Source organism: Xanthomonas sp. CFBP 8152 (assembly GCF_014199025.1).
GTDB lineage: Bacteria > Pseudomonadota > Gammaproteobacteria > Xanthomonadales > Xanthomonadaceae > Xanthomonas > Xanthomonas arboricola_B.
Genome location: NZ_JACHNO010000002.1, coordinates 845100 through 869348, shown reverse-complemented (window position 1 = coordinate 869348; position 24249 = coordinate 845100). Strand labels below are relative to the sequence as shown.

Annotated in this window: 17 protein-coding genes and 1 other RNA gene; 10 read left to right on the top strand and 8 right to left on the bottom strand. The window is 66.3% G+C overall.

Annotated features, from left to right (window positions below):
- Positions 1-38: 38 nt before the first annotated feature.
- Positions 39-2201 carry a glycogen debranching protein GlgX gene (gene glgX / locus FHT09_RS11370; RefSeq protein ID WP_104606947.1) on the top strand — a complete coding sequence of 721 codons (2163 nt, stop codon included), beginning with the start codon at positions 39-41 and terminating at the stop codon, positions 2199-2201.
- Between the two features lie 16 nt (positions 2202-2217).
- A complete protein-coding gene (locus FHT09_RS11365; protein WP_104606948.1) occupies positions 2218-2850 on the top strand; it encodes an NAD(P)H-binding protein in 633 nt (210 codons plus the stop codon).
- A 375-nt stretch (positions 2851-3225) separates the two neighbouring features.
- Here FHT09_RS11365 and FHT09_RS11360 read toward each other — a convergent pair whose 3' ends face one another.
- On the bottom strand, positions 3226-4002 hold the full coding sequence (locus FHT09_RS11360; protein WP_104606949.1) for an SDR family NAD(P)-dependent oxidoreductase: 777 nt from the start codon (positions 4000-4002) through the stop codon (positions 3226-3228).
- 213 nt (positions 4003-4215) lie between these two features.
- Between FHT09_RS11360 and FHT09_RS11355 the strand changes: the two genes are divergently transcribed.
- The 3 genes from FHT09_RS11355 to FHT09_RS11345 all read left to right on the top strand — a co-directional run bounded on the left by FHT09_RS11355 (position 4216) and on the right by FHT09_RS11345 (position 6643).
- A non-coding RNA gene (locus tag FHT09_RS11355) (sX9 sRNA) lies at positions 4216-4292 on the top strand.
- A 243-nt stretch (positions 4293-4535) separates the two neighbouring features.
- On the top strand, positions 4536-5945 hold the full coding sequence (locus FHT09_RS11350) for an FAD/NAD(P)-binding protein (RefSeq protein ID WP_104606950.1): 1410 nt from the start codon (positions 4536-4538) through the stop codon (positions 5943-5945).
- Between the two features lie 365 nt (positions 5946-6310).
- Positions 6311-6643 carry a DUF6172 family protein gene (locus FHT09_RS11345; protein ID WP_016901652.1) on the top strand — a complete coding sequence of 111 codons (333 nt, stop codon included), beginning with the start codon at positions 6311-6313 and terminating at the stop codon, positions 6641-6643.
- 97 nt (positions 6644-6740) lie between these two features.
- Here FHT09_RS11345 and FHT09_RS11340 read toward each other — a convergent pair whose 3' ends face one another.
- From FHT09_RS11340 to FHT09_RS11315, 6 genes are all read right to left on the bottom strand, one after another.
- Positions 6741-8030: a DEAD/DEAH box helicase gene (locus FHT09_RS11340; protein WP_104538736.1), complete on the bottom strand. Its 1290-nt coding sequence runs from the start codon at positions 8028-8030 to the stop codon at positions 6741-6743.
- 1105 nt (positions 8031-9135) lie between these two features.
- Positions 9136-10584, bottom strand: coding sequence for a dihydrolipoamide acetyltransferase family protein (locus FHT09_RS11335; RefSeq protein WP_104606951.1), 1449 nt, complete (start codon positions 10582-10584; stop codon positions 9136-9138).
- Positions 10581-10964, bottom strand: a complete 384-nt coding sequence (locus FHT09_RS11330) for an SH3 domain-containing protein (RefSeq protein WP_047124579.1) — start codon at positions 10962-10964, stop codon at positions 10581-10583. Before FHT09_RS11330 ends, FHT09_RS11335 begins: the two co-directional genes overlap by 4 nt.
- Before the next feature lies 1 nt (position 10965).
- Positions 10966-12036, bottom strand: coding sequence for an alpha-ketoacid dehydrogenase subunit beta (locus tag FHT09_RS11325; protein ID WP_181141398.1), 1071 nt, complete (start codon positions 12034-12036; stop codon positions 10966-10968).
- Positions 12029-13117: a pyruvate dehydrogenase (acetyl-transferring) E1 component subunit alpha gene (gene pdhA / locus FHT09_RS11320; protein WP_047126215.1), complete on the bottom strand. Its 1089-nt coding sequence runs from the start codon at positions 13115-13117 to the stop codon at positions 12029-12031. The genes FHT09_RS11325 and pdhA overlap by 8 nt, the downstream gene beginning before the upstream one ends.
- A 177-nt stretch (positions 13118-13294) precedes the next feature.
- Positions 13295-16876 (bottom strand): lamin tail domain-containing protein, encoded by a 3582-nt coding sequence (locus FHT09_RS11315; RefSeq protein WP_184416950.1) that lies wholly within the window; start codon positions 16874-16876, stop codon positions 13295-13297.
- Positions 16877-17499: 623 nt separating this feature from the next.
- Here FHT09_RS11315 and FHT09_RS11310 point away from each other — a divergent pair.
- The 3 genes from FHT09_RS11310 to FHT09_RS11300 all read left to right on the top strand — a co-directional run bounded on the left by FHT09_RS11310 (position 17500) and on the right by FHT09_RS11300 (position 20677).
- Positions 17500-18402 (top strand): tryptophan 2,3-dioxygenase family protein, encoded by a 903-nt coding sequence (locus tag FHT09_RS11310; RefSeq protein ID WP_104606958.1) that lies wholly within the window; start codon positions 17500-17502, stop codon positions 18400-18402.
- 155 nt (positions 18403-18557) lie between these two features.
- Positions 18558-20075 (top strand): oligopeptide:H+ symporter, encoded by a 1518-nt coding sequence (locus tag FHT09_RS11305; RefSeq protein ID WP_104606957.1) that lies wholly within the window; start codon positions 18558-18560, stop codon positions 20073-20075.
- Between the two features lie 11 nt (positions 20076-20086).
- A complete protein-coding gene (locus tag FHT09_RS11300; protein ID WP_104606956.1) occupies positions 20087-20677 on the top strand; it encodes a thioredoxin family protein in 591 nt (196 codons plus the stop codon).
- Between the two features lie 51 nt (positions 20678-20728).
- Here FHT09_RS11300 and FHT09_RS11295 read toward each other — a convergent pair whose 3' ends face one another.
- Positions 20729-21217 (bottom strand): MarR family winged helix-turn-helix transcriptional regulator, encoded by a 489-nt coding sequence (locus FHT09_RS11295; RefSeq protein WP_104538729.1) that lies wholly within the window; start codon positions 21215-21217, stop codon positions 20729-20731.
- Between the two features lie 122 nt (positions 21218-21339).
- Here FHT09_RS11295 and hppD point away from each other — a divergent pair, with 122 nt between their 5' ends.
- Positions 21340-22455, top strand: a complete 1116-nt coding sequence (gene hppD, locus FHT09_RS11290) for a 4-hydroxyphenylpyruvate dioxygenase (protein WP_181141399.1) — start codon at positions 21340-21342, stop codon at positions 22453-22455.
- 368 nt (positions 22456-22823) lie between these two features.
- Entirely contained in the window at positions 22824-24137 is a 1314-nt protein-coding gene (gene hmgA, locus FHT09_RS11285; protein WP_104606955.1) for a homogentisate 1,2-dioxygenase, read from the top strand.
- Positions 24138-24249: the final 112 nt, after the last annotated feature.

The window sequence follows — 24249 nt, the reverse complement described above, 5'->3', positions numbered from 1 at the left end:
GCTCAGCGTTTTGAGTTCACCGTTCTCAGGAGTTACCGATGGCCACCCGCAAGTTCACTCAGCGCTCGCGCATCCGCGAAGGCCGTCCCAACCCGCTCGGCGCCACCTGGGATGGCCTGGGGGTCAATTTCGCGCTGTACTCGCGCAATGCCACGCGCGTGGAACTGTGCCTGTTCGACGAGCGTGGGCGCGAGCAGGAGCGCCTGGCGCTGCCCGAGTACACCGACGAGGTCTGGCACGGCTATCTGCCCGACGCACGCCCCGGCCAGCTGTACGGCTATCGCGTGCACGGACCGTATGCGCCCGAGGCAGGGCATCGCTTCAACCACAACAAGCTGCTGCTGGACCCGTATGCCAAGCAGATCGTCGGCGAGCTCAAATGGGCACCGCATCTGTTCGGCTACACCATCGGCCACCGCGACAAGGATCTGAGCTTCGATCGCCGCGACAGCGCCGCATTCATGCCCAAATCCGCGGTGATCGACCCGGCCTTCACCTGGGGCCAGGACCGCCCGCCGCAGACGCCGTGGAACCGCACGGTGATCTACGAAGCGCACGTGCGCGGGCTGAGCATGCTGCACCCGGCAGTGCCGCCGGAAAACCGCGGCACGTTCTCGGCCCTGAAGACCGACGAGCTGATCGACCATATCAGCTCACTCGGCGTCACTTCGGTAGAGCTGCTCCCGGTTCACGCCTTCGTCGACGATCAATACTTGCTTGAAAAAGGCCTGCGCAACTACTGGGGCTATAACACGCTGGGGTTTTTCGCACCGCAGGCGCGTTACATGGCCACGCGCACCGTAGCCGAGTTCAAGCAGATGGTGGCGCGGTTGCATCACGCCGGGCTGGAAGTGCTGCTGGACGTGGTCTACAACCACACCGCCGAAGGCAACGAGCTGGGGCCGACGCTGTCGTTCAAGGGCATCGACAACGCCAGCTACTACCGCCTGGCCGACGATCGCCGCTTCTACATCAACGATACCGGTACCGGAAATACCTTCGATCTGACCAATGTCGGCGCGCTGCGCATGGTGATGGATTCGCTGCGTTACTGGGTGCAGGAAATGCATGTCGACGGCTTCCGTTTCGATCTGGCCAGCATCCTTGGACGCGAGCGTTACGGCTTCGACCCGTCGGGCAGCTTTCTCGATGCGGTGCGCCAGGATCCGGTGCTGAGCCAGACCAAGCTGATCGCCGAGCCGTGGGACATCGGCCCGGGCGGTTACCAGGTCGGCAATTTCCCCCCGGGCTGGGTGGAGTGGAACGACAAGTTCCGCGACAACGTGCGCGCGTTCTGGCGTGGCGAGGGCGGTCAGCTGGCCGAACTGGCCACGCGTCTGACCGGCTCGGCCGACCTGTTCAACCACAGCGGCCGCCGCCCCACTGCGTCGGTCAATTTCGTCACCGCGCATGATGGTTTCACCCTGCGCGATCTGGTCAGCTACGAAGGCAAGCACAACTTGGCCAACGGCGAAGAGGGCAGGGACGGCAGCGACCACAATATCTCGGCGAATTACGGGGTCGAAGGCGACACCAACGATCCGGCCATCAAGCAACTGCGCCGTCAGCAGATGCGCAACCTGCTGGCCACGTTGTTGCTGTCGCAGGGTACGCCGATGTTGCTGGCCGGCGATGAGTTCGGCCACAGCCAGAATGGCAACAACAACGCGTATTGCCAGGACAACGAACTGACCTGGATCGACTGGACCGCCGCCACCAAGGCCGCCGCCGCCGATCAGGCTGCGTTCGTGCGGCGGCTGATCCGCATCCGCCAGCGTTATCCGCTGCTGCATCGCGCCCGCTTCTTCGATGGCAAGTTCGACGAAGCGCTGGGCCTGAAGGATCTCACCTGGCTGGCACCGGACGGCCACGAGATGGACGAAGCCGGTTGGCACGACCCGGAAGCGCGCGCACTCATGCTGCGGCTGGATGGTCGTTCGCCGACCACCGGCTTGCGCGAGATCGCCGCCAACGTGACCTTGCTGATGCTGATCAATGCCGCTTCCACTGGCGTATCGTTCACGCTGCCGGCGATGCACGACGAACACTGGCGCGTGCTGATCGACACCGCGCGCCATGGCGGGCGCGTGGTGGCAGGCGGCAGCGAATGGAAGGCGCCGGCGCACTCGTTGACCTTGCTGGCAGTGGAGCGCGATCGCATCGCCAGCAGTGCGCGCATCGTTTCCGAGGGTGCGCGCTGATGGCCGGGGTGGCCTGATGGATGTGCTGCTGGCAGGAGCCACCGGCCTGGTCGGTGGACATGTCCTGCAACAACTGCTGGCCGACGCGCGCTGTACCGGCGTGGTGGCGATCACGCGCCGGCCGCTGTCGCAGATCCATCCCAAGCTGCGCAACCAGGTGATCGATTTCGAGCGCCTGGACCACTGGACCGCACCGCGCATGGAGGTGGCCATCTGCGCCCTGGGCAGCACGATGAAGCAGGCCGGCTCGCGCGAAGCGTTCTATCGCATCGATCACGACTACCCGATGGCGCTGGCACGTGCTGTCTGCGCGCAGGGCACCTCGGTATTCGTACTGAATTCGGCCGCCGGTGCCGATGCGCACTCGCGCATCTTCTATAACCGCGTCAAGGGCGAACTGGAACACGACCTGCGCGCGGTCGGCTTCCCCTCGCTCACCTTCGTGCGCCCGGGCCTGATCGGTGGCGAGCGCGCGCAGCGCCGCACCGGCGAACATATCGGCAGCCTCGTGCTGGGCGCGCTCGGCCCGCTGCTGCCACGCCGCTTCCGCATCAACCCGGCCGAACGCATCGCCGCCGCCATGGTCAGCGCCGCGCTGGCACCGGCGCGTGGCGAGCACAGCGTCGAGGCTGCGGAGCTGGCTGACTAATGCCGCCTAGTCGCCTTGTCGCGAGGCAGTCGGATAGATATGAGGAGCCGCCGTGTCGTAGGAGCGTGCCTGCGCGCGACGGAGCTTTATCGGTAACGCCTCATCGCGCGCAGGCACGCTCCTACAGGTTTACGCGCAGCGGATCGCCATGTTCGCCAGCCCAAACCCCGCTAACACCCCAACGGCTGCCCGCCATCAACCAGCACCTGCCCGTCGTCGCTAGCGTGTCGCGAATGCAGGAAATGGTTGTCTGCTATTCGTAGGAGCGTGCCTGCGCGCGACGGAGTTTTATCGATAACGCCTCGTCGCGCGCAGGCACGCTGCTATGGATCGGCGTGCGGCCGATTGGCATCTCCGCCAGCAGAAATACGGTGCTCACACACCCAACGACTGCCCACCATCCACCGCCAGCACCTGCCCGGTGACCCAGCGCGCTTGTGGCGATGCCAGGAACAACGCCGCATCGGCGATGTGCTGCACGTGCCCGAACCCACCGAACGGAATGCTGTCGCGGATGCGGGCATACAGTTCTGGTTCTTGGTCGCGACGACGCTCCCATAGCCCATCGGGAAATTCGATCGAGCCCGGTGCGATCGCGTTGACGCGGATGCGCTCGCGGGCGAGTTCGGCGGCCAGCGTGGTGGTGTAGTAATTCAGGGCAGCCTTGGCGGTGGAGTAGGCGATCGCACGTGGCGTGGGACGTTGCGCATTGATCGAGCTGATATTGAGGATCACTGCCGCATCGCTGTTGCGCAGGTACGGCAGCGCGGCGCGATTGCAGCGCACTGCTGCCATCAGATCCACGTCCAGGCCGGCTTGCCAGCTCGCATCGTCGTTGCCGTGTCCATAACCGGAGGCATTGTTGATCACCACGTCCAGACCATTCAGTGCCTGCGCTGCGGCCTGCACATAGGCCTCGATTTGCGCAGCGTCCGACAGGTCGCAGGCGAAGGTGTGTACCGGGGCTCCATGAGGCGCCAACGCGTGGGCGGCCTGTGCGAGGCCATCGGCATTGCGTGCGCACAGCGAGACCTGCGCGCCGTTGCGCACGAACGCTTCGGCAATGGCCAGGCCGATGCCACGGCTACCGCCTGCGATCAGCACGCGTTGATTGCGTGGCGAGATTTGCTTGGATGCTGCGGAAATGGACATGGCGGACACTCGATCGGAAACCGACATTATCGAGCAGCCCGGTCGTGACGCGGTGCTCGGTGCCGTTGCAGTGTTGAACGCAGCATCGCAATGTCTGCTGTCCGTTTCACCACTTCCACCGCTTCTGCCAACGACGCGCCGCCACCGCGCGTAGCGGGCTGGCGATCTACTGCGCTCATCCCCAGGCGCGCGCGGCCGGTGCTCGGAATTGCCATGTGCCACTCGTACACCCAGGTTTTGAGCGCGCCGTCCACACGCCCCGAGCGATTGCTCGCTACGTGTTGTCAGCCACCCTAAATCGCGGTGCGCAGCGCTGCGCTGCGAGCCAGGTTGGGAGCCATGCACCGGCACCTGGCTGCGGTCGCGTGCGCTGTCATCTTTGTGCAATGCCGTCCGTACGCCGCTTGCGACGCAAGCCTCATCACCAAGCATGATCAGCTCATGCGTTTTCGATTGCTTGCCGCTAACCATTTGTTTACACGTTTGCGCCGCGCTGCGGGCACAACGTGCGGGTCATTCAGTGGGAGTTGCACATGGAAACCCATATCACCGTCATCGGTGCCGGCTTCTGCGGTACCGCGCTGGTCCGTGCGCTGGCGCAGACGGCCGATGCGCAGGTGCGCATCACCTTGGTCGGCGTGGCCGAGACCTTCGGCAGCGGCATCGCCTACGGCGCCGCCCGGCCGGAGCACCTGCTTAACGTGCGCGCCAAGGACCTGGGCATCGACGCGCAGGCACCAGGCGCCTTCGCCGACACCCTGCACCTGGGCGACAGCGGGCGACTGGAATTCCTGCCGCGCCTTGCCTATGGCGATTATCTGCGCAGCGAGCTGGATACCGCGGTCAGTGGCGCGCAAGCGTCGATCGTGCGGCTTTCGCAGGAAGCGGTGGCGGTGGAGCGTGCGCGCAAGGGCTTTCGCGTGTTCCTGGCCAATGGCGATGCCTTCCACAGCGATCGGGTGGTGCTGGCGGTGGGCGCACTGCAGCCGCAGGCGCTGGCCGGGATCGGCCCGCGCCTGAGCGTGCATCCGCGCTATATCGGCTGGCCGTGGCAGGGCGATGCCCTGGCGCGCTTGTCGCCGGACGACGATGTGCTGATCGTCGGCACCGGGCTGACCATGGTGGACGTGGCATTGACCCTGCACACGCGCGGGCATCGCGGCCGCCTGCTGGCGATCTCGCGACGCGGCCTGGCGCCGCAGGCGCATCTGCGCCAGCCGGGTGCGGCGCTGGAGTTGCCGCCGCATCTGCAGCGCGCACTCAAGGATGCCGACCTGCGTGGCCTGCTGCGCGGTGTGCGTCAGCTCAGTGCGGTGGTCGACGACTGGCGACGCGTGGTGGATGCCTTGCGCCCGCATCTGCAACCGCTGTGGCAGCGGCTGGAGTTGCCGCAGCGTGCGCGTTTCCTGCGCCATCTGCGCCCGTACTGGGAAGTGGCGCGGCACCGCGTTGCGCCGGGCGCAGCGGAACAGCTGGCGCACTTGCAGCAATCGGGGCAACTGCAGATTGTCGCAGCGCGGCTGTTGCGTGCGCGTTGGGTGCCCGATGGCGTGGAGGCGGTGATCCGCCCGCGTGGATCGGCCGACGCGCAGACCGGTCATTACGATGCGGTGATCCGCGCCACGGGTCTGGATACCGATATCGACCGCACCAGCGACCCGCTGATCGCCGGCATGCGCGAGGCGGGGCTGTTGCGTGCCGATCCGCTGGGTCTGGGCGTGGATACCGATGCGCAACTGCGCGTGCGCGATGGCGCCGGGCAGATCGTGCCAGGGTTGTATTGCGTGGGCCCGCTGCTGCGCGGGCGCTATTGGGAAATCACCGCCGTGCCGGAGTTGCGCGTGGCCACACGTGCCCTGGCAGAGCGTCTGTTGCTGGGTGCGATGCCGGCGTTACAGCCAGAACCGGAACAGGTGCCGCGCGAGGCCAATGCGCGTCTATAGCCAGGAATCCCGTCACTCCAACATCTCGATGGATGTCTTGACTCGCGCTGCGAGCGCTCGCCGGCTCGTCGCTTCCGTCCGACCAGCACGTCTTCCACGAGCCCATGAGCGGTGTCTGCGACGATGGCGTGGTCCCGTCGCAGAGCTCACAGAAGTGCCACCTGCTCGATTCCCTCCCCGAATCCGCGTGGCCGCGTCTGTGCGGCAATGACCGGGCTTGCTGCGAGAGGCAGGGCCGGCATGCGCTGGTGGTCGATTCCCGACCTCGTCGCGGTGCAGGCCCGACGTCCACCCGCAGCGCCGGCATTCACGCAGAATGCTCGTGTGGCCTCACAATAGGCGGCCAGTTCCCAACCGATGTCGCCATGCGCAAGACCTATCAGCTCAACCTCGAAGGCAAGAACCGCGATCGTCTGCTGGAGTCCAGCAAACACGATATCCGCAAGTACATCCGCCGCGAGCGTCGCAAGGACTTGCCGGAAGGTGCGGATTATTGGGACTTCGACATGCGCTTTGGGGTGGACGAAGCCAGCGCTGCGCCGCTGCCGCCGGCCGAGCTGATCCGGTCGATCAATGCGCTCACCAGCGAAGGTGGCGAGCAGTTTTTCGTGGAAATCCTGCGCAAGCCCGGCAAACGCACCGCGCGTGCGGACGGTGACAGCGCCCCGGGCGGCGAACTGGACTTCGAGCAGGACTGAGTCTTCGCCGCACCGGCGTGACGGTGGATTGCGCTGCGTCGGCACGCGTTGCGTGGCCGTCGTCAGCAATGCGCGTGCCCGTCACCGCATCGAACGCTCAGTCCGGCTTGCCAGCCTGTGCTGCCGCTGCGCGCAGCTTGTCCTTCTTGCTTGGCCGCCTGCCCTTGATGCCGCCATTGTCGTCCGGCGCGCGCGTGCCGGTCATCGGCGTCTGCGACGCAGGGGCAGCTGTTGCCAGGGTCGGTTCGAATCCGGCAATCACGCTGGTTGGCACGCGCAGGCCCTGACGTTTTTCGATCAAGCGCCATTGCGGTTGGCTCTCCGCAGTGACGAAGCTAATCGCAAGGCCGCTGGCGCCGGCCCGTGCGGTGCGTCCGATGCGGTGGGTGTAATCCACCGTCGAACGCGGCAGGTCGTAATTGATCACTGCCGGCAGCGCGTCGATATCGATGCCGCGCCCGGCCAGATCGGTGGCCACCAGCACCTGCAGTTCGCGCTGTTTGAAGGCGGACAAGCTGCGTTCGCGGCGGCCCTGGCTCAGTTCGCCATGCAGCGGCTGCGCGCTGATGCCGCTCTTGCCGAGTTTTTCGGCGACTTTTTCGGCGGTGTGCCGGCTGGCGACGAACACCAGCAGATGCGACCAGCCGTGCTCCTCCAGCAGGTGGCGCAGCAGTTGCGTGCGCTGGCCGGCATCGACGGCGATTGCGCGTTGTTCGATCGCAGGCGCGGCCTCCGGCATGGCGGCGATGGTGATGCGCAGCGGGTCGCGCAGGCGACGCTTGGCCAGCGAGGCGATCGCGGGCGGAAACGTGGCCGAAAACAGCACGCTCTGGCGCTGCGTCGGCAGCAAGGCCAGGATGCGATCGAGCTCGGCGCCGAAGCCCAGCTCCAGCAGGCGGTCGGCTTCGTCCAGCACCAGCGTGGCGACCTCGCTCAGGCGCAGTGCGTTGTGATCGACCAGATCCAGCAGCCGCCCGGGCGTGGCGACCACGATGTCGGCACCCCCGCGCAGCGCGAGCAGCTGCGGATTGATCGAACTGCCGCCGGTGGCCGCAACGATCTTGAGCCGCCGCGGCAGATGCGCGGCCAGTTGGCGCAAGGTGTCTTCGACCTGCGCGGCGAGTTCGCGCGTGGGCACCAGCACCAGCGCACCTAGCACACGCGGTGCGGTATCCGGGGCCAGGCAACGTTGCTGCAGCAGCGGCAGCGCATAGGCCAGCGTCTTGCCCGAGCCGGTCTGCGCCATCGCGATCAGATCGCGCCCCTGCAACATCGGCGCAATCGCCTGCTGCTGGATCGGTGTGGGCGTACGGTAACCTGCGCGTGCCAGCGCAGTGTCGAAGAATGGCTGCAGCTGAGGCGACAGCGAGAGATGGGCAAATGACATGGGCCGATTATCCAGGCATTTGCGCTGCAATGGTCGGTGGGACGTCATGCGGGGTTGCCGCTGGGCAATGCATCGATGGGCGGACAGGGCGCCGCAACCAGAGCGCAGCGCCGCCGCTCGGCAGCGCGTCTCTCCATATCGTCCAAATCCATCGCGGCACAATGCGTAACGCAGTCAAGACTTCGACCCATGGATTCTTAGGCGCGATCAGATGTTTGAATCAAAAAAAGACTGGTCCGTGGAGTGCGCGGTGCCCTCACCGCTTGCGGGACACGCCGTGAATCCGTCCGTGGAGGCTCCTTGGCGGCATCCATGCCGCCAAGGGTCCCGCAACCGGCGAGGACACCGCACCAGAAAGTTGGTCGGTGGTCGAATGAAAAGCTGCTTGCTCGACATGCATCGACCACTGAGCCATTGAACCCACCCATCATTCTCCAACGATGCACATCGCGCACCGCTCTTGACCGTGCACACCGACCATCTCGACAGGTCCTTGCCCGCTCACCGTCGCGGGACCTTACGCGGCATGGATGCCGCGTAAGAGCCTACAAGGACGTACTCGCGGCGTGTCCTGCGATGGTGGGCGGGCAAAGGGCCCTGCAGCCAGGCCGCAGGTCATCCGCTTTGCAACCTAATCTATCCGCGCTGTCCAGGTCTTTGGAGCACGACACTTAAAGCAAGCGAGACTGAAAACGGTGGCGTCGTTTAGGCGCGATCAGATGCTTAAGTCAAAAGCCTTGTCCGTCGAGTGTGCAGTGCCCTCACCGCTTGCGGGACACGCCGTAAATCCGTCCGTGGAGGCTCCTTGGCGGCATCCATGCCGCCAAGGGTCCCGCAACCGGCGAGGGCACCGCACCAGGATGTTGGTCGGTGGCTTGGCGAAAACCTGCTTGTCGATCACCTGGCGTTGGCAACCGATCGGGTGCGCCTAGTCCAAATGCCGCCTTTCACGCGCTGCTTGTAACCACGCACACTGACCATCTCGACGGGTCCTTGCCCGCTCACCATCGCGGGACGCAACCGCGGGCCCAGGCGCGTGCGAATGGCCGCCACACGGCCGGCCGCGCCCACCTGGTGGTAGACGCGGCTGTTTGCTGCCCGTGCGTCAGTTGGCCAGCGCCAGATCGTCCAGCAGTGCGCGCAGGAAACGCGCGGCCTCGCCACCGGTGGCGGCGCGGTGGTCGAATGTCAGCGACAGCGGCATCACCTTGTGGGTTTCCACCCCGCCCATCACCGGGGTGAGCTGGTAGCGCGCGCGGCCGGCGGCGACGATGGCCACGCAAGGTGGCACCACCACCGGGGTGGCGTAGCGGCCGGCGAACATGCCGAAGTTGGACAGCGAGATGGTATAGCCGCTGAGCTCCGACGCGGCGATGCTGCGGTTTTCCACCTGCTGGCGCAGCCGGTTGACGCTTTCGCGGATGCCGTGCGCGTCGAGCATGTCGGCATTGCGCAGCGCGGGCACGAACAGGCCTTCTTCGGTATCGACTGCGATACCGATATCCACCTGGGTGTGCAGGGTGCGGCTGAGTGCCTCGCCATCGAACCAGGCGTTGAGTGCGGGCACCGCCTGGCACGCGCGCACGATGCCGCGTACCAGCCGCACGGTGACATCGTTGCCGGGCTGCCAGGCGTGGATGTCGGCATCGTCGTTGAGCGTGGTCGGCACCACCTTGCTGTGCGCATCGGCCATGACGCGCGCCATGTTGCGGCGTACGCCCTTGAGCTGCTCCGGCTGCCCTTTTGCGACCACGCCTGGCGACTGGGTACGCATCGGTTTGCCGCTGGCAGACAGCGCTGCACGTGGTTGCGCGTTGCCGGCTCCGCTGGTTGCCGAGTGCGTGCCGGCAGCGGCATGCGGCGCGGCTGCCGGCGCGTTGCTGCCGTTGGTCGGCGTGACCGGCGCGCCAGCGCGCGTTGCAGACAACGGCGCGCTGCCGGCCGCGGCGGCCTGCTTCACATCGGCCATCGTCACCGTGCCATCCGGGCCGCTCGCCCGGATCTGGCCCAGGTCCACGCGCAGCTTGCGGGCCAGCGAGCGCACTGCCGGCATCGCGCGCACGCCGCCCACGGCAATCGCCTGTTCGCTCTGTACGGCATTGGAACTCTGCATCGCACCGACCACCGTGCCGGCGTCGTCACGCTCGCTCTCGCCACTGGCATCGGCGTCGGCAATCTCGCCACCGTTGTCGGACGCGACCACGCGCGTGGTCGGGCCGGCGGCGCTGTCACCGGTGCTGGGCGTGTGCGTGGATGCAGGGCCGTGCGAGTGTCCGGTGTCCTGACCATCGGCGCGCTGCGGCTGCGACGCGTCCAGCGCGAACTGCGCCAGCATCGCGCCGGTCACGATCACATCGCCAGCGGCGCCGGCGAGCTTGATCACGGTGCCGGAAAAGGGCGAGGGCACCTCGACCACCGCCTTGGCGGTCTCCATCGAGACCAGCGGATCGTCCAGGCGTACAGTGTCGCCCTCCTTGACGAACCATTCGACGATGGTGGCGTCGGGCAGGCCTTCGCCCAGGTCGGGCAGGTGGAAATTCTTGGCTTCGCTCATGGCAGGTTCTCTTGCGCCGCAGGCAGCGGCGGCGTGGTGTCGTCGAGGAGCTCGAGGTCGGCGGCCGGCAGCCAGCCCTGCATGCCATCGGCACGCTCGGACCACCACCAACCGCCATGTTCGTAATGCAGCAACACGTCCTCGCCCTGGTGGGCATCGAGTTCGCGTGCGTCGTAGTCGCGCAGCGCTTCGGCCTGGCCGTCGCCCAGCGGGCGCAGCCAGGCCACCGGGGCCCAGCCGGCATGGCCGTCGCCGGTGTTGACCCAGGCAAAGGCCGGCCATTCCTCATCGCGCACGCCGACAGTCACTTGCTGGCCGGCGTGGAAGCGGATCGGGTTGGCGTACGCGGCGCGATAATCGCAGAGCAGACGGGCGCGCATGTCAGCCGGCGGCCACCGCGCGACGGGCGGCGGTGACGATGCGCTCCACGCTCGGCAGGTACTTCATTTCCAGCCGGAACAGCGGGATATGCGTGTCGTAACCGGTGACGCGTTCGACCGGCGCAAGCAGGTCGTACATCGATTTTTCCGCCAGCTGCGCGGCGATCTCCGCGCCGAAGCCGGCAGTGCGCGGGGCTTCCTGCACGATCACGCAGCGGCCGGTCTTGGCCACCGATTCGGCAATGGTGTCGAAGTCCAGCGGGCGCAGCGTGGCCACGTCGATGACCTCGGCGCTGATGCCTTCGCCGGCGAGCTTGTCGGCCGCTTCCAGCGCTTCCTTGACCTGCGCGCCCCAGGTGACCAGGGTGACGTCGGTGCCGTCGCGCAGCACGAAGCATACGTCCAGCGGCAGCGCCTCGCCGTCGTTGGCGACCACTTCCTTGTACTGGCGGTAGATGCGCTTGGGCTCCATGTAGATCACCGGGTCCGGGTCGCGGATCGCGGCCAGCAACAGGCCATAGGCGCGCTGCGGCGAGGACGGCAACACCACGCGCAGGCCGGGCACGTTGGTGAAGATGGCCTCGTTGGCTTCGCTGTGATGTTCCGGCGCGCGGATGCCGCCGCCCCACGGCACGCGCAGCACCATCGGGCAGTGCAGGCGCCCGCGCGTGCGGTTGCGCAGGCGGGCGGCGTGGCAGATCAGGTGATCGACCATGGGGTACACGAAGCCGTCGAACTGCGCTTCGGCCACCGGCTTCATGCCCTGCGCGGCCAGGCCGACGCTCAGGCCGGCGATGGTGGTTTCGTCCAGCGGCGTGTCCAGCACCCGCTCGCTGCCGAAACGCTGCTGCAGGCCGGCGGTGGCGCGGAACACGCCGCCATTGACGCCGACATCCTCGCCCAGCACCAACACCGCGGGGTCGTGTTCCAGCTCCCAGGCCAGCGCCTGGGTGATGGCTTCGATCAGGGTGATGGGCGAACTCATGGCGATCTCTCCGCGCGTGGCTGCGGCGTGGTAAGGGGCACTGGCCTGCTGTGTCGCAGCCAGGTGTGACTGGTTGAGCTCATCCATGACGGGCCTCCTGCGCCATCACCTCGGCGCGCTGGGCCAGCAACTCGGCCGGCGGGTCGCCGTAGAGGTAATCGAACATCGCTTCGACCGGCTGCACCGGCGTGTTGAGATAGGCGTTGACCTCTGCGTCCACGCGCGCGCCGCATTCGGCTTTCCAGGCGGTTTCCTGCGCCTCGTCCCACAGGCCCTGCGCGGTGAGATAGCGGCGCAGACGCAGCAGCGGCTCGCGCGCCCAGCCCTGCTTGACCTCTTCTTCGCCGCGGTAGCGCCGCGCATCGTCGGCGGTGGTGTGATCGGACAGGCGATAGGTCAAAAACTCGATCACCGTGCCGCCGTCGCCGGCCAGTGCACGCGCACGCGCCTGGCGCATCGCTTCGAGCACGGCGATCAGGTCGTTGCCGTCCACCTGCAGGCAATGCAGGCCGCCGGCCAGGCCCTTCTGCGCCAGCGTCTGCGCGCCGGTCTGGGCCGAGCGCGGCACCGAGATCGCCCAGCCGTTGTTGATCACGCACAGGATCAGCGGCAGCTTGTAGGCGCCGGCGGAATTGAGCGCGGCGTAGAAGTCGGTCTTGGAGCTGCCGCCATCGCCGCAGCAGGCCACTGCGACCTGCGGCTTGCCCTGAAGCTTGAACGACAGTGCCGAACCGGCCGCATGCAGGCACTGGGTGGAGATCGGCACGCAGATCGGGAAGTCGATCGCCGCATCGGCATCGCGCGGATAGTCGCTGCCGCGTTCGTCGCCGCCCCAGTACAGCAGCACATCGCGCGGGCGCACGCCGCGTTCGAACATGGTGCCGTACTCGCGGTAGCTGGGCGCGAACACATCGCCGCTGCGCATCGATGCGCCGATGCCCACGTGGGTGGCTTCGTGGCCGAGGCAGGCCGCATAAGTGCCCAGCTTGCCGGTGCGCTGCAGCGCGACCGACTTGCTGTCGAAGGTGCGCACGAACAGCATGCGCTTGAACAGCGCGAGCAACTGTTGCGGGTTGGCGGCGTCGGCCGGCAGGTCGTCGCGGACGAACTGGCCGTCCGCGTCCATGTATTGCAGATATTCGATCTCGAACTGCGCGGCTACGCTCATTGCGGCGACACCTTCACCAAGAAGTTTCAAATGATATGAGTTGCGATGTTAAGGACCACGCAGCAAAAAGCTGTCCTGCACCGCAGCACACAATGATGCTGGCTTGCACAAAAAAAAGGGCGCGGACCAGGCCGCGCCCTTTATCGCAGTACAGAACTGCGACATGTTGCACTGCGATTAGCGGCGGCCGGCGCCTGCGCCGATCGGCGTGACGATCAGCGCCGCGTTGTCGGCCGGGTTGGCATCGGGCGAGGTCGAACTGGCACTGGCCTGCACCCGCACCGCGCGCTCGGCCGGAATCGGCTTTGCCGCGACAGTCAGCTGGAACGCGGCCTGCGCGCCCGGCTGCACTGCGGCGGCGGTGCTGCACATGAAGATCGCGCTGCGCAACGATTGCAGTTGCTTGGCGCAACGCCAGCCGCTGGGCGGCACCAGCAGTGACAGCGCCGACACCGTGTTGCCTTCGATCCGCACGCTGGCACCGGTGGCCGCTGCGTTGCCGCGGTTGTCCAGCAACACCCGGTAGGTGGCATTGAAGGCGGTGGTGGGCAGCGTGGCAGGGCCTTCCAGGCGCACTGCCAGGTCGCTGCGCAGCGCTGGCTGCACGCTCACTGCGGCGGTGTCGGTGTTGTTGTCCGGCTGCGGGTCGGGCGTTTGCGAGGCGACCGAGGCGGCCAGGGTCAGGGTGCGTCCTGCCAGTTCCGCGCCAGCGTCGACCTGCACGGCAAAGCGCTGTGCGTTGCCCGATGCCAGCGAGGCGATGGTGCAGGTGACCACCGTCTGGGTCGCTGTTTCCGCCGCTTGGCAGCTCCAGCCCGGTGCCGCGGTGACCCGTGGGCTCACCGCGGCGTCGAAGGCCAGTGCCACCGCTGCAAATGCCGCGCTGTCGGGCCCACGGTTCTCCACATCCACAGTGAAGTCGATGCGCTCGCCTTCGGTGACCTGTGCGCGTGCCGCAGTGACCGTTGCGCCCAGGTCGGCACGCAATGCGGGCGCCATGCGCAACAGCACCACGGTGGGGTCGTGGTCGGACAAGCGCGTGGGCGTATCGGCATCATTGCGCGCGGTGCCGGGGAAGTCGGCATTGATGCGCGCGTGGCCCACCGACAGCGAGGCGATGCCGGGTGCGCGCATCAGCGCCTCGTTGGCCAGGATGTGATCGAGCGACTGCACGTTGCCGTCAAAGGCGTACGAGTAGCTCTGGTCGGGCGTGTTGAACCAGGTCAGATCGGTGTAGTCCGGGGTGACCAGGTCCACGCCATCGCCGCTCACCACGGTCTGCGCATCCGGCGCCGGCCTGCCGGTGACGGTGCCCATCGCATCCACATAGCCGTCGTTGAATTCGAAGGCATTGAAGTCGCCCATCACCAGCACCTGCTCGGCCGGGTCGAGCTGCTGGCGCGTCTGCAGCAGGCGCGCCAGGTACTCGGCCTGGGCCTGGCGTTTGGCGCGGATGCGGGTGCCGGCCGCATCGTCGGTCTCGGCGCCGTTGAGCGAGCGCTGATGCACCACGATGGCGGTCAGCGGCAACACGCGGCCATCGGCCTGGTGCACCCTGGCGCTGAGCACCAGCGGCGGGCGGTCGTTGAGCAGGCTCACGCCACCCGCCGGTTCGGTCCAGGTGGTGGTCTTGCCTTCCTGGGCGATGGACACCACTTCCACGCGCGGCACGCCGGCCGACACCGTGCCGGTCTTGACCAGGAAACCGACGTCGATGCCGCCGACGTCATTGCCTTCCTGCAGGTAGGCCACGTACTGCGGATTGGGCTGGCCGGAGGCGATGGCATCCGCGTTGATGCGCGCAGCCAGGGTCTGCAGCACGCTGATGTTTTCCACCTCCACCGTGCCCAGGATGTCGGGCGTGTGCAGGTCGTTGCGGATCGCCAGCGAGGCCTTGTTGAGGCGGCCCTGGAATGCCGCTGGCGTGAGCACCGGTTCGCCGATCGCCGGGTCGTTCTGGTCGTCGAAGAAGCGCTCCATGTTGTAGGTGGCCACGGCCACGTCGTCGGCCTGCGGCAACGGTGCCGGGCGCGGTTGGTCGGCACCGTTGCAGTTCACCTGCGGGGTGCGTTCCGGATACAGGGTGTAGCGGCGGAAGCTGTAATCCAGCGGGCCGGTGACATCCAGCACGACGCAGCCGGAGGCCAGGTCCAGCCGTTCGGCCCCGACGCCGGCACTGCCGACGGCGATCACTTCCGGGTTAGTGTTCCAGCGCGGCACGCCGGCAGGGGATCCGGCCGGCAGCGGGTCGGGCAACTGCACGCCGGGCTCGCGAAAGGCGCGCGGCAGGCCGGTGACCACCGCATGGAACACGCCATTGCTGGTGGCGGTGGCATTGACCTCGTTGACGCTGCCGCCGGTGGGCGCGTTGACGGTAAGGCTGGCGGCGGTGACGCGCATGCCTTCCAGCGCCTCGAGCTGATCAAAGGCGCCGTTCGGGTTGGGGAAGTTCGCGCTCAACGCCACCGGCATCGGCAACGGGTTGCCGGTGGAATCCAGCAGCACGGTCAGGCTGCCACCGATCTCGGTCAGCGGCGGCTGGGTCGGGTCGGCGGTGGGCACGTACTCGATCACCGTGCCTTGCACGCGCACCCGGTTGCCGATGGCAGCGGCGTCCGGCGGTGCGCTGCCGGTGTAGACGTAGACGCCTTCGGAGGTGGCCGGATCGCCATCGGTTTCGGCATCCGCGGCCTGCAGGAAGAAGCCGGCACTGCGGCGGGCAGTGACGATGCCCGAGGTGGCGACCACCTGGCCTTCCAGCGGCGAGCGTGCGCCCTTGCCCTGGATGGCGTGGATCGGCAGCAGGCTGAAGTCGTCGTTGAGGAGGGTGCCGGTGGCGCTCAGCGTGGCCGGCAACGCGCCGGTGAGGCCGCTGATCTGCAGCGCGAAGGTCTCGTCGGGCTCGGGCGTGGTGTCGCCCAGCACGTCCACGGTGATGCTGGCGCTGCGCTCGCCGGCAGCGATGCGGAAGCTGGAGGGGGGCAGGGCGACATAGTCGCTGCCGGCCGTGGCCGTGCCATCGGCGGTGGCGGCGGTGAAGCCCACCCCGCCCGCGCCGGCCGGCTGGCTCAGGCTCAGCGTGAACACGAGGCTGCGGTTGCCGCTATTGCCTTCGGCCTGGCTGACATCGGCCAGCGTGGCGATCGGCTGGCCGCCGCCGCTGCACAGACGCGCGGGGCTGGCGGCATTGCGCGGGGCCGGCGCGCCGGTGGCGAAATCGGCCGTGTTGTTGTCGGTGTCGGTGCAGCCATCGCCGCCGCGCAGCACCGCCAGCGTATTGCTGGGCGCCGGGGTGGGCGCATTGCCTTCGGCACAGCTGGCGGTGCTGCCATAGCCGACCAGATCGGCGTTGCCGGTAGGGCAGGCGCCGCTCAACGCCGAGGCGCTGTTGCTCAGCGCCACCTTGCCGGCGCCGCCGCCCATGGCGATGGTGCCGGTGGCGTCGGGCGTGGGCAGCGCAACGCTGCCGCCGCTGCCATCGGCCTGCTTGACCAGATAGTAGCCGCCGGCCGGCACGCTGCCTGCCAAGGGAGTGACCTGCCAGCTGCTGCCGGCGGCCGAGGCGTATTGCACCGACCAGCCGTCCAGGCTGACCGTGGTGCTGCCGATGTTGTGCAGCTCGATGAAATCGCTGCGGAAGGTGGCACCGCTGTTGCCGCCACCGCCATAGACCTGGCTGATGACGACTTGGGCGTTGGCGTGGCCGGCAACCGCCAGCGCACAGAGAAGTAAGGCTGCACGACGCTGCAACACATGCATGAGATGAGAGTCCCCTGATCCATGAGACGTGAAGCGCTCCCCTGGTCCGGCCACGTCCCTGGCCGGCAGCGCCGTTCGATTCTGCATGAATTTGCAGACCTAGGTTGACGATACGGTGACACCGGCAGCGGCTGCGCGCGCGCAGGCGAACGCTGCAGGATTTTTCGGGTGTGAAGTGCCGGACGCGTACGCCTCCGCATTGCCAGCTTGCGCAAGCGGGCAGCCCACCCACTCAGACCGGACGCTGCTGCGGCAGTGCGCGGCAGCGCCAGCAAGGCCGCCGCTGCACCGAGCAGCTCCCGGACTACGCCGGTCCAGCCAGCAGGTCCGCACCGCAGAACGATGCGTCAGGCACCGGAGAGCGCTTCGAAGACCCCCGTCGCCCTCAACATCCAGCCAGCCGATATCCAATCTCCCGCTCCCGCTCCCGCTCCCGCTCCCGCTCCCGCCTCCCGCTCCCGCTCCCGCTCCCGCCTCCCGAATCCCGAATCCCGAATCCCGAATCCCGAATCCCGAATCCCGAATCCCGACTCCCGACTCCCGACTCCCGACTCCCGACTCCCCCCGGCTGCCAAGCCGTCGCCAGCGCGCTACCCTGGCGACCCCATCGCCAGCGCTACGCCATGCCCGTCGACAACAACCTGCGTGACCTGGAACCCGGCATCCATACCGATCTGCAGGGGCCGCTGACCTACGGCGGCTATCTGCGGCTGGACCAGTTGCTGTCGGCGCAGCAGCCCTTGTCCGAGCCGGCGCACCACGACGAAATGCTGTTCATCATCCAGCACCAGACCTCCGAGCTGTGGCTGAAGCTGCTGGCGCACGAGCTGCGCGCGGCGATGGTGCACCTGCAGAACGACCAGGTCTGGCAGTGCCGCAAGGTGCTGGCGCGCAGCAAGCAGGTGCTGCGCCAGCTCACCGAGCAGTGGTCGGTGCTGGAAACGCTGACGCCGAGCGAGTACATGGGGTTTCGCGATGTGCTGGGCCCCTCGTCCGGCTTCCAGTCGCTGCAGTACCGCTATATCGAGTTCCTGCTTGGCAACAAGAACCCGCAGATGCTGCAGGTGTTCGCGTACGACCCGCAGGGGCAGGCGCGGCTGCGCGAGGTGCTGGAAGCGCCCAGCCTGTACGAGGAGTTCCTGCGCTACCTGGCGCGCTTCGGGCATGCGATTCCGCCGCAATACCAGGCGCGCGACTGGACCTGTGCGCACGTGGCCGACGACAGCCTGCACCCGGTGTTCGAGCGCATCTACGAAAATACCGACCGCTACTGGCGCGAGTACGCGCTATGCGAGGACCTGGTCGATGTGGAAACCCAGTTGCAGCTCTGGCGCTTCCGCCATATGCGCACGGTGATGCGGGTGATCGGCTTCAAGCGCGGCACCGGCGGGTCCAGCGGCGTGGGCTTTCTGCAGCAGGCGTTGGCGCTGACGTTCTTCCCGGAGCTGTTCGACGTGCGCACCTCGGTGGGCGTGGAGGGTCGTGAGCCGACGGTTGGTGGTCGCGGTGAGCCTGAAAAGGGCTGAGCGGGTCGCTACGGGCTGCATCCCCGCAGACTGGCCGCCATCAGGCCGGCGAGTCCTGCGAATTTGACGCGTACATGACGTCTAAGTGATCCTCGCGCGTCTCCCGGGGTACGCTCCGGGCACCCAGCCATTACTGAATACGCAAGGGACATTCCATGAGCGTTGACGCGACCGCGCCGACTTCCGCCGCCACTCCGCCGCCGCCGGCACCGCCCGAGTTCCCCACGCTGCTCGGTCATCCCCGGCCGCTGTGGATGCTGTTCATGACCGAATTCTGGGAACGCTTCGCGTTCTACGGCATTCGTTGGGCGCTGACGCTCTATATCGTGGCCCAGTTTTACGATGGCTCCGGCGCCGGCGAAGCCCCGGCCAATCGACTCTACGGTGCTTATCTGGCGCTGGTATATGCCTCAGCGCTGTTTGGTGGGTTCGTCGCCGACCGACTCATCGGCTACCAGCGCTCGCTGCTGATCGGTGCAGTCGTCATGTCGGTCGGCCTATTCCTGATCGCAGTGCCAAACGATCAAGTGTTCAAAATTGGCCTGGCGACGATCATTGCCGGCAACGGCCTGTTCAAGCCGAACGTCTCGACCATGGTCGGCAAGCTGTACCCGCTGAACGATCCGCGTCGGGATTCGGGATTCACGATCTTCTACATGGGCATCAATGCAGGCGGATTTTTGGCGCCGATTTTGACCGGTTTACTTGCCGACAAAATTTTCGGTACCGAGGCGATGCCTGCCTACAAGTACGTGTTCATTGCTTCTGGCATCGGCATGCTGATCAGCCTTGTCTGGTTCTGGTTGGGACGTCGTCAGCTCGGGCGGGTCGGTTTGCCGCCGGTCGGCGGCGAAGGCATGGGACGCACCTTGGCAGTGTTGGTAGGCACGCTTTTCGCCATCCCGATTGCCTATGGTCTGCTGCTGATCGATGCAAGCATCCTTGGTTGGATTCTGACCATCCTGTTCCTGGCGCTGTGCGCACTGATCCTGTTCGAAGGCATCCGGGAAGGCAAGGTGCCGCGCGATCGCGCCATCGCGATGCTGATCGTATTTGTATTCAACGTCATGTTTTTCATGTTCTTCGAGCAGGCGGGCAGTTCGTTCAATTTCCTCGCCCAGAACATCGTGGAGCGAGATCTGGGCGGCTGGATGTTCCCGGTCGGCTGGTTCCAGTCGGTCAACACATTGGCCATCCTGGCGCTTGGCCCGGTGTTCGTCTGGCTCTGGGTGGCATTGAAATCGGCCAATCCGTCGATCCCGCGCAAGTTCGGCCTGGGTTTGATTTTCAACGGATTGGCTTTTGCACTGCTGATGTACGCGTTGTCCGCACTTGTGGACGATGCCGGGAAGATTCCCTTCTGGACCTTGTTCATGGTCTACGTCATCCAGACCGTCGGTGAGCTCTGCTTGTCTCCGATCGGCTTGTCGATGACCACAAAGCTGGCGCCTGCCAAAGTCGTTGGCTTGGCCATGGGTGGCTGGTTCCTGTCGACCGCGATTGGCAACAATCTGTCGGGCATCTTCGCTTCCGCGGTCAGCGGTGAGACTGGTATGACCGTGGCCTCTGCCCTGAAGGGCTACACTTTTGGATTCTGGTCGTTGATCGCTGCGGGCGTATTGCTGTTGCTGATTGCCCCGCTGGTCAACAAACTGATGCATGGTGTGAAGTGAGGAGAACAGCAATGCCGATCAAACCCACTGTCTGTGGCCTGCTGCTGGCAGGTCTGTTGAGCGCCTGCGGGCAGCCCACCGAGCAACAGGAGGCGCCACGGCCGCTGGATACCTCGATGCAGAAGCCGCCCAGCGCCGATCCCAGCCAGCCGGTGTCCTCGGGCAATACGCCCACTGCGGCGGACATCGCCGCGGCGGCGGCGCTCAATGCGCAGTACGACCCTTCGCGCGATCCGGCCGCCGATCTGGAGACCGCCAAGGTCGAGGCCAAGCGCGGCGGCAAGCGCATCGTGCTCAATGTCGGCAATGCGGCCTGCGAGCCGTGCAAGGCGCTGGACGAGCTGATGGGCGGCGATGCGGAGTTGCGCAGCTTCCGCGATGCGCACTTCGTGGTGGTCAAGGTCAATCGCGATGTGGCCAACGAAAACGCCGCGTTCCTGTCGCAGTTCGCACAGCTCAACGACTATCCGTCGCTGCTGGTGCTGGACAACGACGGCAAGCTGCTGACCACCCAGGCCGGTCCGGACCTGCGCAAGGGCGAAGGCTTCGACCGCCGGAAGCTGTTCGATTTCCTCAAGCAGTGGGCGCCGCCGCAGGCGTAACCCGTCGTTGCCGCGTCATGCAAAAACCCCCGCACCGCGGGGGTTTTTTTATCAGTCCTTGCCGGCCATGCGCGGCAGCCCGTCCTTGGCCAGCCGGTCGATCAGCTTTTCCAGGATCTGCTGCTCGTCGGCACTGAAGACCGACATCAGCCGCTGTTCCATCTCGTTGACCAGCGGGGCGACGGTCTCGTAGACCTGGCGGCCGGCCGGCGACAGTGCCAGCATCGAGCGGCGGCGGTCGTCGCCATGGGTTTCGCGCCGGATGAAGCCGCGCTCCAGCAGACGCGCCACGGCGCGGCTGACGGCAACCTTGTCCATTGCGGTGCGGTCGGAGACCTCGCTGGCCGAGGAACCCGGATACAGCGCCAGGATGGTGATCACCCGCCACTCGGGGATGGCCATGCCGTAACGATCGCCGTAGACCTTGGCGATGTTGCTGCTGATGCGGTTGGACAGCACGCTCAGGCGATACGGCAGAAACTGCTCGAGGTTGAGCAGCACAGGATGTTGCGGCGGGGTAGGGGCGTCGAGATCGCTCATGCTGCACTGTGTCTTGATTTTGGTTTCATTTGCAACTACAAACCTTGGGTGGCCTGCGCATTCTCGCGGGTCTTCTGCCACCCCGCATAGCCCTGCGGACGGCCTAGCGTGGAGAAACGACGATGAGCGCACAACCGAGCAGTACCGCGACCCGCCCGAACCTGGGCATGCAGGTCACCACCTTCGACAATCCGATGGGGATCGACGGGTTCGAATTCGTCGAATTCGCCGCGCCCGCCGACCAGGCGGCGCAGCTGCACGACTACTTCCGCAAGATGGGCTTCAGCGCGGTGCTGCGCCACCGCAGCCGTGCCATTACCGTCTATCGCCAGGGTGGGGTCAACTTCCTGCTCAACGAAGACCCGGATTCGTTTGCCGCCGATTTCGCCGCCGCGCACGGCCCGAGTGCCTGCGGCTTTGCGATCCGCTTCCGCACCCCGGCGCAGACCGTGCTGCAGACCGTGCTGGGCAACGGTGGCGAAGCGGTGCAGGACAAGGCCGACACCCGCGCCGTGCCGGCCCCGGTGGTCAAGGGCATCGGCGACTGCATGCTGTATCTGGTGGACCGCTATGGCGATGCGGGCAGCATCTACGACGCCGACTTCGAGCCGATCGAAGGCGCCGACCAGCATCCGGCCGGCTTCGGGCTGACCTTCATCGACCACCTGACCCACAACCTGTACTTCGGCAACATGCAGCGCTGGTCGGACTATTACGAGCGCCTGTTCAACTTCCGCGAGATCCGCTACTTCGACATCAAGGGCGCCAAGACCGGCCTGGTGTCCAAGGCGATGACCGCCCCGGACGGCATCGTGCGCATTCCGCTCAACGAATCCTCCGACCCCAAGAGCCAGATCAACGAGTATCTGGACGCCTACCACGGCGAAGGCATCCAGCACATCGCCTGCTTCACCGACGACATCTACAGCTCGGTGGAAAAGATGCGCGAGGCCGGCGTGACATTCCTGGACACGCCGGACACCTATTTCGACGTGGTGGACCTGCGCATCCCCGACCACGGCGAGGATGTCGAACGCCTGCGCCGCAACAAGATCCTGATCGATGCCGACGTGGACACCAAGCAGCGCAAGTTGCTGCAGATCTTCACCCAGAACTGCATCGGCCCGATCTTCTTCGAGATCATCCAGCGCAAGGGCAACGAGGGTTTCGGCGAAGGCAATTTCCAGGCGCTGTTCGAGAGCATCGAGCGCGATCAGATGAAGCGTGGGGTGCTTTGAGGGCGGGGATTGGGGATTCGCTGTTCGGGATTTGGGATTTGTGGTTAGTGCCGTTAACTGCGTCGGTGCGAGTTTGAGTGGTGCAACGTGTTGTGGTGCCCAGCCTGGCTGCCCGTAACGTCGGATGTAGTTCCGGTACGGATCCAACGAAGCGGGCGGCAAGTGGTCGCAATCAAGCGCGCTCAGGCAAAGTGTTTTTCCGACGACACAAAGCAACGAAGGCGCACGTCGTTAAAGCCCCTCTCCTCGCGGGGAGAGGGGCTCAATCCGCCAGGCCTTAGCTCTTCTTCGGTAAGAAAGCGGCCTGATTCAACTCAATCCCGACCTTCTGCATCCGGGGAGGGAGGGCCAAGATCCGGACGCATGCCATGCATAACAACCAGCACTACATGACCGGTTTCGGCAACGCGTTCGCGACCGAGGCGGTGGCCGATACCTTGCCGCTTGGGCAAAACTCGCCGCAGCGTGTGGCGCACGGGTTGTATGCCGAGCAGTTGTCCGGCACCGCGTTCACCGCGCCGCGCAGCGAGAACCGGCGCAGCTGGCTCTATCGCATCCGCCCGGCGGCGGTGCATGGCGCGTTCTCGTTGATCGCGCAATCGGCCTTCCACAACGACTTCGGTCGCGGCCCGGTGCCGCCGGATCAATTGCGCTGGAGCCCGTTGCCGCTGCCGCCCACACCAACCGATTTCGTCGATGGTCTCTACACCATGGCCGGCAACGGCGGGCCGGAGGCGATGGCCGGTGTCGCCGTGCATCTGTATGCGGCCAACGCATCGATGCACGATCGCTTCTTCTACGATGCCGACGGCGAGCTGCTGCTGGTGCCGCAACTGGGCCGCCTGCGCATCCATAGCGAGCTCGGCGTGCTGGAGCTGGAGCCGCAGCAGATCGGGGTGATACCGCGCGGTGTACGCTTTCGTGTCGAGCTGCCCGATGGCGATGCGCGCGGCTATGTCTGCGAAAACTTCGGCGCATTGCTGCGGCTGCCCGACCTGGGGCCGATCGGTTCCAACGGGCTGGCCAATGCACGCGATTTCGAAACGCCGCAGGCGGCCTTCGAGCAGCGCGAGGGCGCCTTCGAGCTGGTAGCCAAATTCCAGGGCCACCTGTGGCGTGCGGACATCGGCCACTCGCCGCTGGACGTGGTGGCCTGGCATGGCAACTACGCACCGTATCGCTACGATCTGCGCCGCTTCAACACCATCGGCTCGATCAGCTTCGATCATCCGGATCCGAGCATCTTCACCGTGCTGACCTCGCCCAGCGACACGCATGGCACGGCGAACATGGATTTTGCGATCTTCCCGCCGCGCTGGCTGGTGGCGCAGCACACCTTCCGCCCGCCGTGGTTCCATCGCAATGTGGCCAGCGAGTTCATGGGGCTGGTGCACGGGGTCTACGATGCCAAGGCCGACGGCTTCGCGCCGGGCGGTGCCTCGCTGCACAACTGCATGAGCGGGCATGGCCCGGATGCGGCGACCTTCGACAAGGCCTCGCACGCGGACTTGACGCGCCCGGATGTGATCGCCGACACCATGGCCTTCATGTTCGAAACGCGTGCGGTGTTGCGCCCCACCCAACAGGCCTTGCAGGCCGCGCACCGGCAGGGTGACTACCAGCAGTGCTGGACCGGGTTGCGCGCGGCGTTTCAGGCGCCCAGCTCCGATGGTGCGCAGTAGCTCAGGCAGCTAGCCGAATGTGCTGATCAGGCAATACGGCAAGCAGAGGTCGCAGCTGTCGGATCGAGTCGGCTGCAACACGCTAGTTGTAGCCGACCGATCAAGCAGCCTG